Origin of the sequence: Chryseobacterium sp. ISL-6 (assembly GCF_018613715.1) — a bacterium.
Classification (GTDB): Bacteria; Bacteroidota; Bacteroidia; order Flavobacteriales; family Weeksellaceae; genus Chryseobacterium; species Chryseobacterium paludis.
Map to the genome: position 1 here is coordinate 331,127 of NZ_JAGGPT010000005.1, position 12,336 is coordinate 343,462.

Consider the following 12,336-nt stretch of genomic DNA (forward strand, 5'->3'; position numbering starts at 1 on the left):
ATAGGTTTTGTTTTTGATAAAATATCGATTGTGTTCGAACACGAATTTATATATTTATTTATAATACGCAAAATTTTTAGTGATAATTTATTTTTTTAATTTTATTTTTATGTGTTTAAGGTGGATTATCCAACGTTTTTTGGTGTAATAAAAAATGGAGGTATTTTTTTATATTTGTTATCCTTATATTCATCTAAAAAACAGGTAATTTGACAATTAAAGATATAGCCCGGCTGGCTGGCGTTTCTCCTGGAACGGTTGACAGAATACTGCATAAAAGAGGCGGAGTCTCAAAAGATGCGGAAAAAAAAGTTCTTGAGATCATCGAACAGGTTGGCGGATTTACCCCCAATGTTATTGCCCGGAATCTGGTACTTAATAAAGTATATCAGATTGCCGTTTTAATGCCGCTTTGTAATGCCGAAAGCCCCTTTTGGCAATATCCTAAAGAGGGTGTACTGAAAGCTATAGAAGAAGTTTCCAGTTATGGGATGAAGGTTAATATTTCGTATTTTGACGAATTTGATGTCGAAACATACAAGAAAGCACTGGATGAAATTTTAAAAGATAAAAACCTGGATGGAATTATCATTGCTCCTCATTTTACAAGAGAGACTCTCGACAGAAAATCACAGTTGGAAGAGCTGAATATACCATACGTTTTTATGAATGTGCCACTTACGGGACTTAATAATATATCTTTTGTAGGGCAAGACTCTTTTGGAAGCGGCCGTCTTGCAGCGAAGCTTTTCCATATTTCTCAAAATACCAGAAAACCAAGGATTATAGTAGTAGAAGTATTGGAAGATTTTGAAAATTATTATGGTTTAGATCAGCGTGTAAAAGGTTTTATAAGTTTTTTCGCAGACCATCCTTCCTATTTTAAGATCGATAAGCTGAGGGTTCCCAATAAAAATAGCCAGGTTTTTTATCAATTGTTGGAAGAAAGCCTTAAAATGTATGATGATATTGGTGGGATGTTTTTTCCATCTAATGCACTTACAAAGGCCGGGAAGTATTTTGATATGCACCAGATAAAGCTGGATATGGTTGTAGGATATGATATGACAGAAGAAAATAAAGAATATATGAATAAGGGTATTTTTACCTTTTTAATCTGTCAGGAACCTTTTCAACAAGGATATAAAAGCATTAAATTAATGTTTGAACATTTAATATATGGAAAGAAACTTAACACAGTTTACCATTCACCGATACAGATTCTGGCTAAAGAAAACTTAGAATATTACATTGATTGATTCATGTCTGTTATAAAAAGAGACCGTATCAAAACTCTTGAAAACGGTCTTTTTATTTTTTTGATCGACCTTCTATTGAAGGGATTTTCAAATTGAAGATTCTCAACCCATATCATTAGTTGCGAAACAAATTTTTTCTTTATACCTCGAAAATTACCGTTTCGGATTTCAATCTTTTCTTTGTGGTTACCATTGGATGATTGGTATCGTCTTCTGATCTTTCACCAATTGCAACAGCAAAGACGGTTTCGTAAGAATCATTTTTTAGAATATCATCATATTTATCCGTTTCAATTCCTTCCATTGGCGTTGAATCTATTCCCATGTCTGCGCAAGCGGAAAGCAAAATTCCTAAAGAAAGATATACCTGATGTGCCAGCCATGATTTTATTTCTATTTCGCCTTTAGGTTTTACCATAGTTCTGTAATAATTTATAGAGCCCTCTGGTAGATTTTCTTCTATCTGTTTTTCAAAATCTTCAACATTTTTCAAAACCTGAAAAGCAATTAGATGACTGCTATCCAATATCTTTTCTTTGTTAAAGTAAGATACTTCTGCTAATTCTTTTTTGACCTGATTGTCATTTATAAAGACAAAATTCCATGGTTGGCTATTAATAGACGATGGACTCAGGTTAAGAATTTCTTTCAACTGAAGTATTTGTTCACTACTTACTTTACCTTGTGGATTATACTTTTTTACAGTATATCTTGTTTTCATTTTGTTTAAAAAGTTCATAATTTTTATACTATATTTTTTATAGTTGCAAAACTAATGTAAGTTTATTATCTTTGCAATAACGGTCAAAAATGATAGTATTAAAATGTATACAATAGATAATAAAACATACCCATGCTGTACAAGCGTAACGATGAAATTTATAGGTGGCAAATGGAAAGCTGTAATTTTATATCACCTCATTGAGGGAACAAAAAGATATAATGAGATCAGAAAAGATATTCCAACGATTACAGAGCGAACGTTGAGTCTTCAGTTAAAGCAATTAGAAGAAGATGGAATTATCAGTAGGAAGGTTTTTACTGCTAAACCACCGTTGGTCGTAGAATATTCCCTAACAGATTTTGGAAAAACCTTATTACCTGTTTTAAATGAAATTACAAAATGGGGTGAAGATGCAATATCAATATCAAAAAAAATAGCCAGAAATTAAATTTCCTGGCTACTAGCATCTATTTTATTTGGTTCAAAAAAGCTGAAACTTACATTTCCATACTTTCGTGTGTCTATCAGGTTGGGATGATCGAATTTAAAACGACTTTGGTGTTCTATAATTAAAACTCCGTTTTCTTTCAGGTATTTATTGTGTAATACCAGAGAAATAATTTCATGGTATTTCTTTTCTTCAGTTTCAAAAGGAGCATCAGCAAAAGCGATCTCAAATGATTTTTTATTCCTGAACTTCTTTAGCCAATCGGTAACATCGCCTCTCTGTACATTAATCTGTGAAGACATATCTAACTCAGAAGCTGTCGAATTAATGAAGCTTGTGTGTTTTGGGTTCAGTTCTACAGAAGTTACATCCTGGCAACCTCTTGAGGCAAATTCTAATGAAATAGAACCGATGCCAGCAAAGAGATCAAGTACAGAGATCGACTGCATATCGTATTTGTTTTCCAAAATACTGAATAGAGCTTCCTTTGCAAAGTCTGTTGTTGGCCTTACATCGAAATTTTTAGGAGCGGCTATTTTTTTGGCTTTCCAACGGCCTGAGATTATTCTGTACATGTTGTTTAGTAGTTAGATTGTAGGTAATGGGTAGCAGGTATTATTTGCTGCCTATAACCTAGTTAAGTATGAAATTCTTATTAGGAACATTATCAAATACAATTTTCAAATTCTTTACGAACTTTTGCAGTTCAGAAATGAAGGTTTCGTTTTCCGTAGTTTCTCCGTATGCATAGAAATTAGTTTCATTTATTCCAAAGCCTATTTTACTTAAAGTAAACATAACGAAGTAAAGAAAGTCAACCTCTGAATTTACATCCAGGTTATTGTATAAGATGAGTTTTTTATTGTCGATTGCAAAAAACTCACATTGATTATGATAAAGATTAATGTGAATTTCTTTATTATTTTTATTATTGATCGAGTTTAAAAACTTTTCTCCCGAAAAATTAAAGTGAACAGGAATTGCCAACTCTTTTATTTTCTTGTAAAAAGCTTTTGGAAAAGTATAATAGAACTGGATCCTGAACTTTTTATTTAAAGAAAGCATAAGCTCTTCATTCTCCTTATCAACGGGAGCGTTAAAAGAGATCAGGTCATATCCCGCCTCATGCTCTGAAAAACCTTCAGGCATTAATGTAAAATGATTAAAAGCTGAAATAACAGAAATTTCATCGAATCTTTGTTTAATTAAAACTTCATCCAGTTTTTCAGCGATAAAATCCTTAGGAGATTCTTCAGTAACGAAATAGGATTTTTCCTCCAAAATGCTCTTGTTTTTGGCAATTTGGTAGATTAATCCGTCTTTTGTAAAAAGTAAATTAAGTACGTTCATAGTTCAATTGATGCAAATTTAGTGAAATTCTACCATTACGGCACCTGATTGATGGTGAAGTATTTCCTTATTGTAAAAATCCAGGTGAGTCTGACTTTCTAAAACGTCTAAAACCATTCTCTGGAGGACTCCATCACCAATTCCATGAACAATTTCCAACCTTTTAAGATGATTCTTTCTACAGAATGCTAAAACACTTAATAGCTTTTCCTTTTGAATAAAAAGCCTTTCGAAACTATCATAATCATTTGGGTTTTTAACCAGATTGTGAAAATGTAAGTCTAAAATTAGAGCTTCTTTTTGGTGTTTTTTTGAGATTATCTTTTTGGGTTCTGCTTTTTTTTCGACCTTAATGTTTTCATATAAAGAAGGATTTTTCGGAACCAGCTTTTCTTTAGGATATTGATGGGTAAATCCATATTCATCTTTCAAAACAACAATATTACCTTTCACGGAAGTTATTACGCCGCTTAAATTTTCATCTACTACAGAAACCTGATCACCAATGTTCATATTCAATCTATTTTGGACCTAATTCAATTACCTCTAAGTCTTTTACTTCCTCACCTTCCACTACAAAGCGCATCATTGTTCTTACTTTATGCCAGCCTTGTTTTCCACATGCGCCGGGATTAAGATGAAGTAAATTATTCTTCGCGTCGAACATTGCTTTTAAAATATGTGAATGGCCTGAAATAAATAGTTTGGGAGCCTTTTCACTAATTTCCTTCTTAGCTAATGGTGTGTATCTTCCCGGATAACCTCCAATATGAATCATCAAAACTTCCAGATTCTCACAGAAAAAACGATTCACTTCTGGAAATTCAGAACGGATTTTGGCGTTGTCAATATTTCCGTAAACACCTTTTAAAGGTTTGATTTTTTCGAGCTGTTCTATAATTTCAAAGCTTCCAAAATCACCACAGTGCCAAATTTCGTCAGCCTGACTGGCATATTCTAAGATTCGATCGTCAATATAGGAATGGGAATCGGAAAGGAGAAGGACTTTAGTCATTATCTTAGTGTTCTTTCAGTAATATTTTCGTCGTACTTTTCTTTAAATATAGCAATACGTTCAGGATTTAATTCTCCTTCATGATTGATTACTCTTTCTTTCAATAGCCATTTGATAAGCTTTTCCATTCCTTTTTTGGAATTCATAAAGTTGGCAATTTTTGCAATATCAGTTGTTTCTACTTTTACTTTTTCGGTCAGAAAGTTTAATATAAAATAATCATCACTTACATATTTTGGAGTCTCATTATCCATATATCGGTAAAGGAGAATTTCTTCATCATCTTTCATTGTAAAAAATGAGTATTGAGTAATATCAATTTTTTCTGCTTTTAAAATCTGCTTTCCATCCACCAGAACCTTGTCATCTTTGATGGTGACCTGTTGCGAGAAATATAAATTGAGACTTAATAATAAAAAGAAGGACAGTATTTTTTCTGAAATCATTTTTTCACACTTAAAATAAAGTTCAAATTTACTTAATAAAACTCGAATTGATTAACTTTGAGAAAATTTAAAAATAATGAAACAGAAAATTTCTTTTTTCATTTTTCTTTTAGCGGTTGGCTTATTCAATGCTCAGGTTGAAGAAAAAAAACTGGATGAACTAGTTCAAAATACCTTAAAAACTTTTGATGTTCCGGGAATGTCTGTTGGTGTTATTAAAGATGGTAAACTTATTTACTCAAAAGGTTTTGGGGTACGTTCTCTAACTTCAAAAGAACCGATGGATGACAATACTCTGGTGGGGATTGCTTCTAATTCAAAAGGTTTTACCTGTACTGCTCTTGCTATTTTAGCAGATGAAGGAAAACTGAACTGGGATGATAAAGTTTCAAAATATCTTCCGGAATTTCAAATGTATGATCCTTACGTTTCACAAAATGTTACGATAAAAGATCTTGTAACTCACAGGGCAGGATTAGGGTTAGGGCAGGGAGATTTAATGTTCTTTCCCGAAGGAGGAAGCCTTACTGTAAATGATATTGTACATAATGTCAGATATCTGAAGCCTGAAAATCCTTTCAGAACAACTTTAGATTATAATAATATCATGTTTATTGTTGCCGGAGAGATTATTCATAGAGTTTCAGGATTAAGCTGGGCGGAATTTATTGAGCAAAGAATTATGAAACCTGTTGGGATGACTTCAAGTTTTGGAAGTTACAGCAGAGCTAAAGCTGTTGCAAATAAGATTGATGCCCATGCTCCTGCAGATGGAAAAGTAATTGCTGTTCCTCATGACTGGAATGAAACCGGAAATGCAGCTGGAGGAATTTTAAGTAATATCAAAGATATGACCACTTGGGCAGAATTTCTTTTAAACAATTTTACCACAAAAGACGGAAAGAAATTGGTTACAGATAAACAGATTCAGCAGTTATGGAGCTTACAGATTCCTAGCGGTGTAGCAATGAAAAATCCATATGATACAAGTTTCTACGGATATGGAATGGGTTGGTTTTTAAGTGATGTAAAAGGACATAAACAAATTCAGCATACTGGAGGATTAATAGGGACAGTAACTCAGTTTACTTTAATTCCTGATCTGAAATTGGGAATTGTAGTTTTAACAAACCAACAGTCGGGAGCTGCATTTAATACGATTACAAATACTCTGAAGGATTCTTATCTTGGAGTAGCGGATAGAAACTGGCTGAAAACATATGGAGACAGGATGGCAAAGGTAAATGCTGAATATGAAAAACAAAAGAAAGAAGCTTTTGCAAAATCCGATGCTTTTAAAAAAGATAAAAATCTACAACCTAAAGCAGAACAATTTGTAGGAAAGTATAGTGATATTTGGTTTGGTGATGTGGAAATTGTTCAACAAGGAAGCACCTACAGGATTTCATGTAAAAACTCACCGAGGTTGAAAGGGGAATTATTACCTTATTCAAACAACAGTTTTATTATCAAATGGGATGACAGAAGTTATGATGCAGATGCATATATTATATTTGATTATAATGAAAATGGAAAAGCTGAGTCTGCAAAACTCAAACCTATTTCTGATGTTACAGACTTTAGTTTTGATTTTGATGACCTGGATTTGAGAAGAAAGTAATATAATATCTTACGATACCCTATAAAGTCAATAAAATAAAAGCTCTAACAAACGTCAGAGCTTTTTTCTTTTAATATGACCTCAATTATTCTTTAATAAATTTCTTGATGAGATCTCCGATCTGAATGATGTATGCACCTTTTGTAAGGTGGCCAACATTAATAGAGCCTCTTTCAATTTTTCCTGAAAGAATAAGTTTCCCTACCATATCAAAGATTTTATATTCTTTTGAGGATGTATTTAGAACACTTAGAATATCTTTTGCAGGATTAGGATAAATAAGCGCTTTGCTTTTGAGCTGCTGTTCTGAGACTGACAAAGCACCTAAATTTGCTTTTAGTAATGATCCGGCAAAAAAATCAGTAATGTATATTGTATTATTTTTTACAGCTAATCCGGATGGATAATTGAATTCGGTGGAAATAATGCCATCGGAAATTACCGGGTTAGCCATAGTGAAATTCAATTTTGAAATTTTTGAAGCTCCAGCTTCAGAAATAAACAGTTCGTTTCCATAAGATATTAATCCCGATGGGTAGCTTAATCCTTGTGCTATTACAGTTGGAGAAGTAGAATTGTTAAGTTTGAATTTGGATACAGTTCCCGCAAACCTCTCTGTAAAGAAAATTTCGCTGTCAATAATTTCGATATCGAATGGTGACGATGCTGAAGTAATATCTATTAATTGCGGACTGGATTGGGTAATATCTATTTTAGCGATCTTATTATCACCTTCAAGAGCCATATATAAGTCATTTCCAACAAATTCAAGTCCTAATGGACTGTTTATATTGGTTAGAACAACTTCAGGAGCAGGATTGACGTTATTAAGATTGACTTTGGAAATTCTGTTTCCTCCAAATTCTGAAATATATAAAATATTGTCTTTTAAAGCTAAACCATAAGGTCTGTTTACTCCTGTAACAACATCAACCGGTGGAATACTAGGATCATCAATATTAACCTTAATAACTTTATCCTGATAGTAAACTCCTATATACATTTCACTACCATCTATCACCATTGGATTTGGAGTTTCTAAATTTCCGATCAATTGTGAGGCGGTAATTTGCGAATAAGCTTTGTTTCCTGATAATACAAGGAAAAAGAATAGAAAGTAAAACTGTTTCTTCATTGTTATTTTTATTTAGAATAATTATATATAATACAAAAATATTTTATTCTAAATGAAATGACAAAAGAGATTACATGATATTTTCCCCATTAAAATAAATGAGAATTTTAATGGAGTTATTCTGGATTAAATGTAAATCATGTTTTACTTGTTTATCTCTTAACCTTTTGCTTCTTTTGATATGAAGGGAGTAGTAGAAATTTTAAATTTTAATTTTACCAGGTTCGTAAAAGAATAAAAGCTTTTTATTAGCTCCATCAAATTCAGACCACGAATCGCAGTCTATCTCAAAACCGGCAACACCACAGGTCGGGAAATGAAAAATATTTTCAGATATTGAATTGGCAAAATTGGAAATTCCATTATTATGGGAAAAAAAAGCTACAGAGCTATGGTTATCATCCAAGTCATAAATAACAGATTCAAAATTTTTTTCTGAAGGATTATAAAGCTTTTCATCCGTCATGAAATTCAACTGATAGGTTTGATTGAAAATTTTACACGTATTCAATGCACGCACTGCCGGGCTTGATACTAAATAGTCAATCGCAATACTATTGGTTTTTAAGAATCTGGACATGTTCATAGCATCTTCGCATGTCTCACAAGAATGAGTTTCTTCATAATTTTGTTTTTTGGAAGATTAAAATTATAAAAAAAAATGTGGAATGAAACATCATTTATAAAAAAAACTACGTTATGAATAAAATCATTAAAATTTACTAAATTTGCAAACCTATGGGACAAATCCTTGCAATAGACTATGGAAAGGCTCGTTGTGGCCTTGCTGCGACGGATGATATGCAGATTATAGCAAGCGGCCTTGAGACCGTTGAAACAAAACTTTTACTGGTTTTTCTGAAAAAATATTTCAGTGAAAATAGAGTAGATGACGTAGTAATCGGACTTCCTGTAGATTTAAAAGGAAATATTTCCGAAGTGGAGACTGATATTTTAAAATTCATAGAAGAATTTAAAAAAGAATTTCCAACCATTTCCGTTTTCCGTTTTGATGAGAGGTTTACTTCCAAAATGGCATCATTTTTTATTTCTCAAAGTGGGAAAAGTAAAAAAAAGAAACAGGAAAAAGGTTTGATAGATAAGATAAGTGCAACTATTATATTGCAAAATTTTTTAGAACAAAGAACAAGATGATTCTACCAATAAGAGCCTTTGGGGATCCTATTTTAAGAAAAATAGGCAAAGATATAGACAAAAATTATCCCGATTTACAAGAACTTATAGATAATATGTTCGATACTATGAATAGTGCAAACGGAATTGGCCTTGCTGCTCCGCAGATTGGTCTTGATATTCGCTTGTTTGTAATAGATGTAACTCCTTTGGCAGAAGATGAAGATTATGAAGATATTCAGGATGAATTAAGGGATTTCAAAAAGGTTTTCATCAATGCTAAAATTCTTGAAGAATCCGGAGAAGAATGGAAATTTAATGAAGGATGTCTTTCTATTCCTGATGTAAGAGAGGATGTTAAGAGAAAGAGTACGATTCTTATCGAGTATTATGATGAAAATTTTTTGAAGCATACAGAAACTTTTTCCGATATTAGAGCCCGCGTAATTCAACATGAATATGATCACATTGAAGGGACGCTGTTTACGGATCACTTAAGTGCTTTAAAAAAGAAATTGGTGAAAGGTAAATTAACAAAGATATCTCAGGGTGATGTAAGCATTAATTACAAAATGAGATTTCCGAAATAGTAGTGTAAATAATTAAATAAGAAAAATAATAGGCAGTAATAGATCTTGCATCAATTACTAAAATTAAAAAAAATAAAATTATGTTGTTAGAAAAAATAATTTCAATTTCTGGAAAACCAGGTCTTTTCAAATTAGTTTCTCAGTTAAGAAACGGATTTATTATTGAAGATGTAACTACAAAGAAAAAAGTAAGTATCGGAAACTCTAGTCAGGTAAGTTTGCTGGATAATATTGCTATGTTTACTTTTGATAAAGAGGTTCCTTTGTTCGAAGTTTTTGAAAATATTGCTAAAAACCATGACTATAAGGAAACTATTTCTCACAAATCTACTGATGATGAGTTGAAAGACTTTATGGGAACGTCTCTTCCTAATTATGATACGGAGAGAGTATATGCTTCTGATATCAAGAAATTAGCTCAATGGTATAACATTTTACACAAGGCAGGATATATTACTCCTGAAAGTTTTGTGAAAGCTGAAGCTGAAACTTTAGATCCTGCAAATCCAAACGAAGAAGTAAGTTTAACAGATAAGGAGGCTCCTAAAAAAGCAGCTCCAAAGGCTGATAAACCAGTTGCTCCTAAAGTAAAAGCTTCAACGGGAGCAAAAGCAGCTCCAAAAAGCACACACAGAAAAATGGGATAATTCATTTATTCGAATATAAAATCAAGCCTTGTTGAGAGTTTTCCTGACAAGGCTTTTTTTTGCACAATTATTGATGATTAGAAGGGAAGAGAGGACAAAGAATAAAGAGAAAAGACTCTGCATACTCAGTAATCTGTAATTTTGCTTCTAACTTCTAACTTCTAACTTCTAACTTCTAACTTCTAACTTCTAACTTCTAACTTCTAACTTCTAACTTCTAACTTCTAACTTCTAACTTCTAACTTCTAACTTCTAATTTTTGTACTAGAATCAAATAACCCTTACATTTGTATAAGTTCGAATTCTCAACTACCTATGAATACTAAACAAGAAAAACTGGAAGCCTTCGGAAGATTATTAGATATAATGGATGATCTACGTGAAAAGTGCCCATGGGATCAGAAACAGACTTTACAATCTCTTCGCCATCTTACTCTTGAAGAAACTTATGAACTTTCGGATGCAATTTTGCAGGAAGATTTACAGGAAATAAAAAAAGAATTGGGTGATGTATTGCTTCATCTGGTTTTTTATGCTAAAATAGGTTCTGAAAAAGAAAGCTTTGATATGGCAGATGTTATTAATTCTCTAAACGAAAAGCTTATTTTCCGCCATCCACATATCTATGGAGATGTTGAAGTAAAAGATGAAGAAGAGGTAAAACAGAATTGGGAAAAACTAAAATTAAAAGAGGGGAATAAATCCATTTTGGGCGGTGTTCCGAAAAGTTTACCAAGTATGGTAAAAGCTTACAGGGTTCAGGATAAAGTGAAAGGAATTGGCTTTGAATTTCATAATGCTGAAGATGCCTGGAAGAAGGTAGATGAAGAATTGGCGGAATTTCATGCTGAGACTGATTTGCTTAAAAAAGAACAGGAGTTGGGAGATGTATTTTTTTCACTGATCAATTATGCCAGGATTTCCGGAATCAATCCTGATTCTGCTTTAGAAAGAACCAATTTAAAGTTTATTTCCAGATTTCAAAAAATGGAAAATATCGCTTTGGAAAGAAATTTGAAGTTAGAAGATATGTCCCTTGAAGAAATGGATCTTTTGTGGGACGAAGTTAAAATGTTAAATAAAAATTGATGAGAATGTATATTTTTTGTGCAGTAACAGCCCTATTATTAGTGGGATGTAATCCTAAAACTCCAACTGAACAGGCTAAAGAAGATACTTTAAAGGTAGAGTTTTCATTACCTAAAAAGCTAAAGGAGGTTTCAGGAATTACCTTATCTCAGGATCAAAAGACCATTTGGGCAATAGAAGACCAGGGAAATAAGAATGTCGTTTATGGTTTAGACAGACAGGGAAAAATGGTTACTGATGTTCTTGTTGAAAATGCTGAAAATAATGACTGGGAAGAAATTACTAAGGACAACAAAGGAAATATCTATATTGGTGATTTTGGGAACAATGATAATAGTAGACAAAATCTTGGTATTCTGAAAATTGATTTAAAAGATACTTCTCAAAAAACAACGAAAGTAATCCAGACTACCCGTTTCCATTATGAAGGACAGACAGAGTTTCCACCAAAGAAATCAAACTGGCTGTATGATTGTGAAGCTTTTGTAGAAATGAATGGAAACTTTTATCTCTTTACTAAGAATAGAAGTAAAGGTTTTGATGGCACTTTTCTCGTTTTTCAGATTCCTAATCAGGAAGGGGACTTTGAAGCGAAACTGATAGGGCGGTTAAAGCTGAATGGAAAATATACCGATGCTGCAATTACTTCTGCATCCATTAACAGTAAGCAAGATCAGATTGTACTACTGAGCCATAAAAATATTCATGTACTGACTGGATTTACTCAAAATGATTTTAGTACAACGAAAATTCAGAAGATACCTTTGAATCACAATTCACAAAAAGAAGCCGTTGTTTTTCTTGATGATAAAACTTTATTAATTGCTGATGAAAAGGATAAAACGATTGGTGGAAATGTATATAAATTTTCTTTTTAA

Annotated in this window: 16 protein-coding genes; 8 read left to right on the top strand and 8 right to left on the bottom strand. The window is 32.5% G+C overall.

Features of this window, described 5'->3' with window-relative positions; genetic code table 11:
- The first annotated feature begins 209 nt into the window (after positions 1–209).
- On the top strand, positions 210–1,259 hold the full coding sequence (locus J7E44_RS09155) for a LacI family DNA-binding transcriptional regulator (protein WP_214828316.1): 1,050 nt from the start codon (positions 210–212) through the stop codon (positions 1,257–1,259).
- 139 nt (positions 1,260–1,398) lie between these two features.
- Here the strand turns inward: J7E44_RS09155 and J7E44_RS09160 are convergent, their stop codons facing one another.
- The gene (locus tag J7E44_RS09160; protein WP_214828319.1) at positions 1,399–1,998 is read right to left on the bottom strand and encodes a nitroreductase family protein; all 600 of its coding nucleotides are present in this window, start codon (positions 1,996–1,998) and stop codon (positions 1,399–1,401) included.
- An 85-nt stretch (positions 1,999–2,083) separates the two neighbouring features.
- Between J7E44_RS09160 and J7E44_RS09165 the strand changes: the two genes are divergently transcribed.
- Positions 2,084–2,431, top strand: a complete 348-nt coding sequence (locus tag J7E44_RS09165; RefSeq protein ID WP_214828321.1) for a winged helix-turn-helix transcriptional regulator — start codon at positions 2,084–2,086, stop codon at positions 2,429–2,431.
- Here the strand turns inward: J7E44_RS09165 and J7E44_RS09170 are convergent.
- Genes J7E44_RS09170 through J7E44_RS09190 form a run of 5 tightly spaced genes read right to left on the bottom strand, consistent with a single transcriptional unit; the run spans position 2,428 to position 5,242 of the window.
- Positions 2,428–3,006, bottom strand: coding sequence for an RsmD family RNA methyltransferase (locus J7E44_RS09170; RefSeq protein WP_214828336.1), 579 nt, complete (start codon positions 3,004–3,006; stop codon positions 2,428–2,430). The two genes, J7E44_RS09165 and J7E44_RS09170, sit on opposite strands and share 4 nt — an antisense overlap.
- 58 nt (positions 3,007–3,064) lie before the next feature.
- Positions 3,065–3,781: a DUF3822 family protein gene (locus tag J7E44_RS09175; protein ID WP_214828339.1), complete on the bottom strand. Its 717-nt coding sequence runs from the start codon at positions 3,779–3,781 to the stop codon at positions 3,065–3,067.
- An 18-nt stretch (positions 3,782–3,799) separates the two neighbouring features.
- Positions 3,800–4,294, bottom strand: a complete 495-nt coding sequence (locus tag J7E44_RS09180) for a DUF8465 domain-containing protein (protein ID WP_214828342.1) — start codon at positions 4,292–4,294, stop codon at positions 3,800–3,802.
- A gap of 7 nt (positions 4,295–4,301) precedes the next feature.
- A complete protein-coding gene (locus J7E44_RS09185) occupies positions 4,302–4,796 on the bottom strand; it encodes a metallophosphoesterase family protein (protein ID WP_214828345.1) in 495 nt (164 codons plus the stop codon).
- Complete coding sequence (locus J7E44_RS09190) at positions 4,796–5,242, bottom strand: hypothetical protein (RefSeq protein WP_214828347.1); 447 nt, start codon at positions 5,240–5,242, stop codon at positions 4,796–4,798. The genes J7E44_RS09185 and J7E44_RS09190 overlap by 1 nt, the downstream gene beginning before the upstream one ends.
- A 76-nt stretch (positions 5,243–5,318) precedes the next feature.
- Between J7E44_RS09190 and J7E44_RS09195 the strand changes: the two genes are divergently transcribed.
- Positions 5,319–6,863: a serine hydrolase gene (locus J7E44_RS09195; protein WP_214828349.1), complete on the top strand. Its 1,545-nt coding sequence runs from the start codon at positions 5,319–5,321 to the stop codon at positions 6,861–6,863.
- Positions 6,864–6,948: 85 nt separating this feature from the next.
- On the opposite strand, the gene J7E44_RS09200 is transcribed toward J7E44_RS09195, so the two are convergent.
- Positions 6,949–7,998: a T9SS type A sorting domain-containing protein gene (locus J7E44_RS09200; protein ID WP_214828351.1), complete on the bottom strand. Its 1,050-nt coding sequence runs from the start codon at positions 7,996–7,998 to the stop codon at positions 6,949–6,951.
- A gap of 202 nt (positions 7,999–8,200) precedes the next feature.
- Positions 8,201–8,578 carry a SixA phosphatase family protein gene (locus tag J7E44_RS09205; protein WP_251040533.1) on the bottom strand — a complete coding sequence of 126 codons (378 nt, stop codon included), beginning with the start codon at positions 8,576–8,578 and terminating at the stop codon, positions 8,201–8,203.
- 158 nt (positions 8,579–8,736) lie between these two features.
- Here J7E44_RS09205 and ruvX point away from each other — a divergent pair, with 158 nt between their 5' ends.
- The 5 genes from ruvX to J7E44_RS09230 all read left to right on the top strand — a co-directional run bounded on the left by ruvX (position 8,737) and on the right by J7E44_RS09230 (position 12,336).
- The gene (gene ruvX, locus J7E44_RS09210) at positions 8,737–9,153 is read left to right on the top strand and encodes a Holliday junction resolvase RuvX (RefSeq protein WP_214828354.1); all 417 of its coding nucleotides are present in this window, start codon (positions 8,737–8,739) and stop codon (positions 9,151–9,153) included.
- Entirely contained in the window at positions 9,150–9,722 is a 573-nt protein-coding gene (gene def, locus J7E44_RS09215; protein ID WP_214828357.1) for a peptide deformylase, read from the top strand. Before ruvX ends, def begins: the two co-directional genes overlap by 4 nt.
- Before the next feature lie 80 nt (positions 9,723–9,802).
- The gene (locus J7E44_RS09220) at positions 9,803–10,369 is read left to right on the top strand and encodes a DUF5606 family protein (protein ID WP_214828360.1); all 567 of its coding nucleotides are present in this window, start codon (positions 9,803–9,805) and stop codon (positions 10,367–10,369) included.
- A 315-nt stretch (positions 10,370–10,684) separates the two neighbouring features.
- Entirely contained in the window at positions 10,685–11,458 is a 774-nt protein-coding gene (mazG, locus tag J7E44_RS09225; protein WP_214828363.1) for a nucleoside triphosphate pyrophosphohydrolase, read from the top strand.
- Positions 11,458–12,336: a hypothetical protein gene (locus tag J7E44_RS09230; RefSeq protein WP_251040534.1), complete on the top strand. Its 879-nt coding sequence runs from the start codon at positions 11,458–11,460 to the stop codon at positions 12,334–12,336. Before mazG ends, J7E44_RS09230 begins: the two co-directional genes overlap by 1 nt.

Coding starts and splice junctions, on each gene's coding strand:
- J7E44_RS09160 (WP_214828319.1), bottom strand. CDS start 1,998: ATGAACTTTTTAAACAAAATGAAAACAAGATATACTGTAAAAAAGTAT.
- J7E44_RS09165 (WP_214828321.1), top strand. CDS start 2,084: ATGTATACAATAGATAATAAAACATACCCATGCTGTACAAGCGTAACG.
- J7E44_RS09170 (WP_214828336.1), bottom strand. CDS start 3,006: ATGTACAGAATAATCTCAGGCCGTTGGAAAGCCAAAAAAATAGCCGCT.
- J7E44_RS09175 (WP_214828339.1), bottom strand. CDS start 3,781: ATGAACGTACTTAATTTACTTTTTACAAAAGACGGATTAATCTACCAA.
- J7E44_RS09180 (WP_214828342.1), bottom strand. CDS start 4,294: ATGAACATTGGTGATCAGGTTTCTGTAGTAGATGAAAATTTAAGCGGC.
- J7E44_RS09185 (WP_214828345.1), bottom strand. CDS start 4,796: ATGACTAAAGTCCTTCTCCTTTCCGATTCCCATTCCTATATTGACGAT.
- J7E44_RS09190 (WP_214828347.1), bottom strand. CDS start 5,242: ATGATTTCAGAAAAAATACTGTCCTTCTTTTTATTATTAAGTCTCAAT.
- J7E44_RS09195 (WP_214828349.1), top strand. CDS start 5,319: ATGAAACAGAAAATTTCTTTTTTCATTTTTCTTTTAGCGGTTGGCTTA.
- J7E44_RS09200 (WP_214828351.1), bottom strand. CDS start 7,998: ATGAAGAAACAGTTTTACTTTCTATTCTTTTTCCTTGTATTATCAGGA.
- J7E44_RS09205 (WP_251040533.1), bottom strand. CDS start 8,578: ATGTCCAGATTCTTAAAAACCAATAGTATTGCGATTGACTATTTAGTA.
- ruvX (WP_214828354.1), top strand. CDS start 8,737: ATGGGACAAATCCTTGCAATAGACTATGGAAAGGCTCGTTGTGGCCTT.
- def (WP_214828357.1), top strand. CDS start 9,150: ATGATTCTACCAATAAGAGCCTTTGGGGATCCTATTTTAAGAAAAATA.
- J7E44_RS09220 (WP_214828360.1), top strand. CDS start 9,803: ATGTTGTTAGAAAAAATAATTTCAATTTCTGGAAAACCAGGTCTTTTC.
- mazG (WP_214828363.1), top strand. CDS start 10,685: ATGAATACTAAACAAGAAAAACTGGAAGCCTTCGGAAGATTATTAGAT.
- J7E44_RS09230 (WP_251040534.1), top strand. CDS start 11,458: ATGAGAATGTATATTTTTTGTGCAGTAACAGCCCTATTATTAGTGGGA.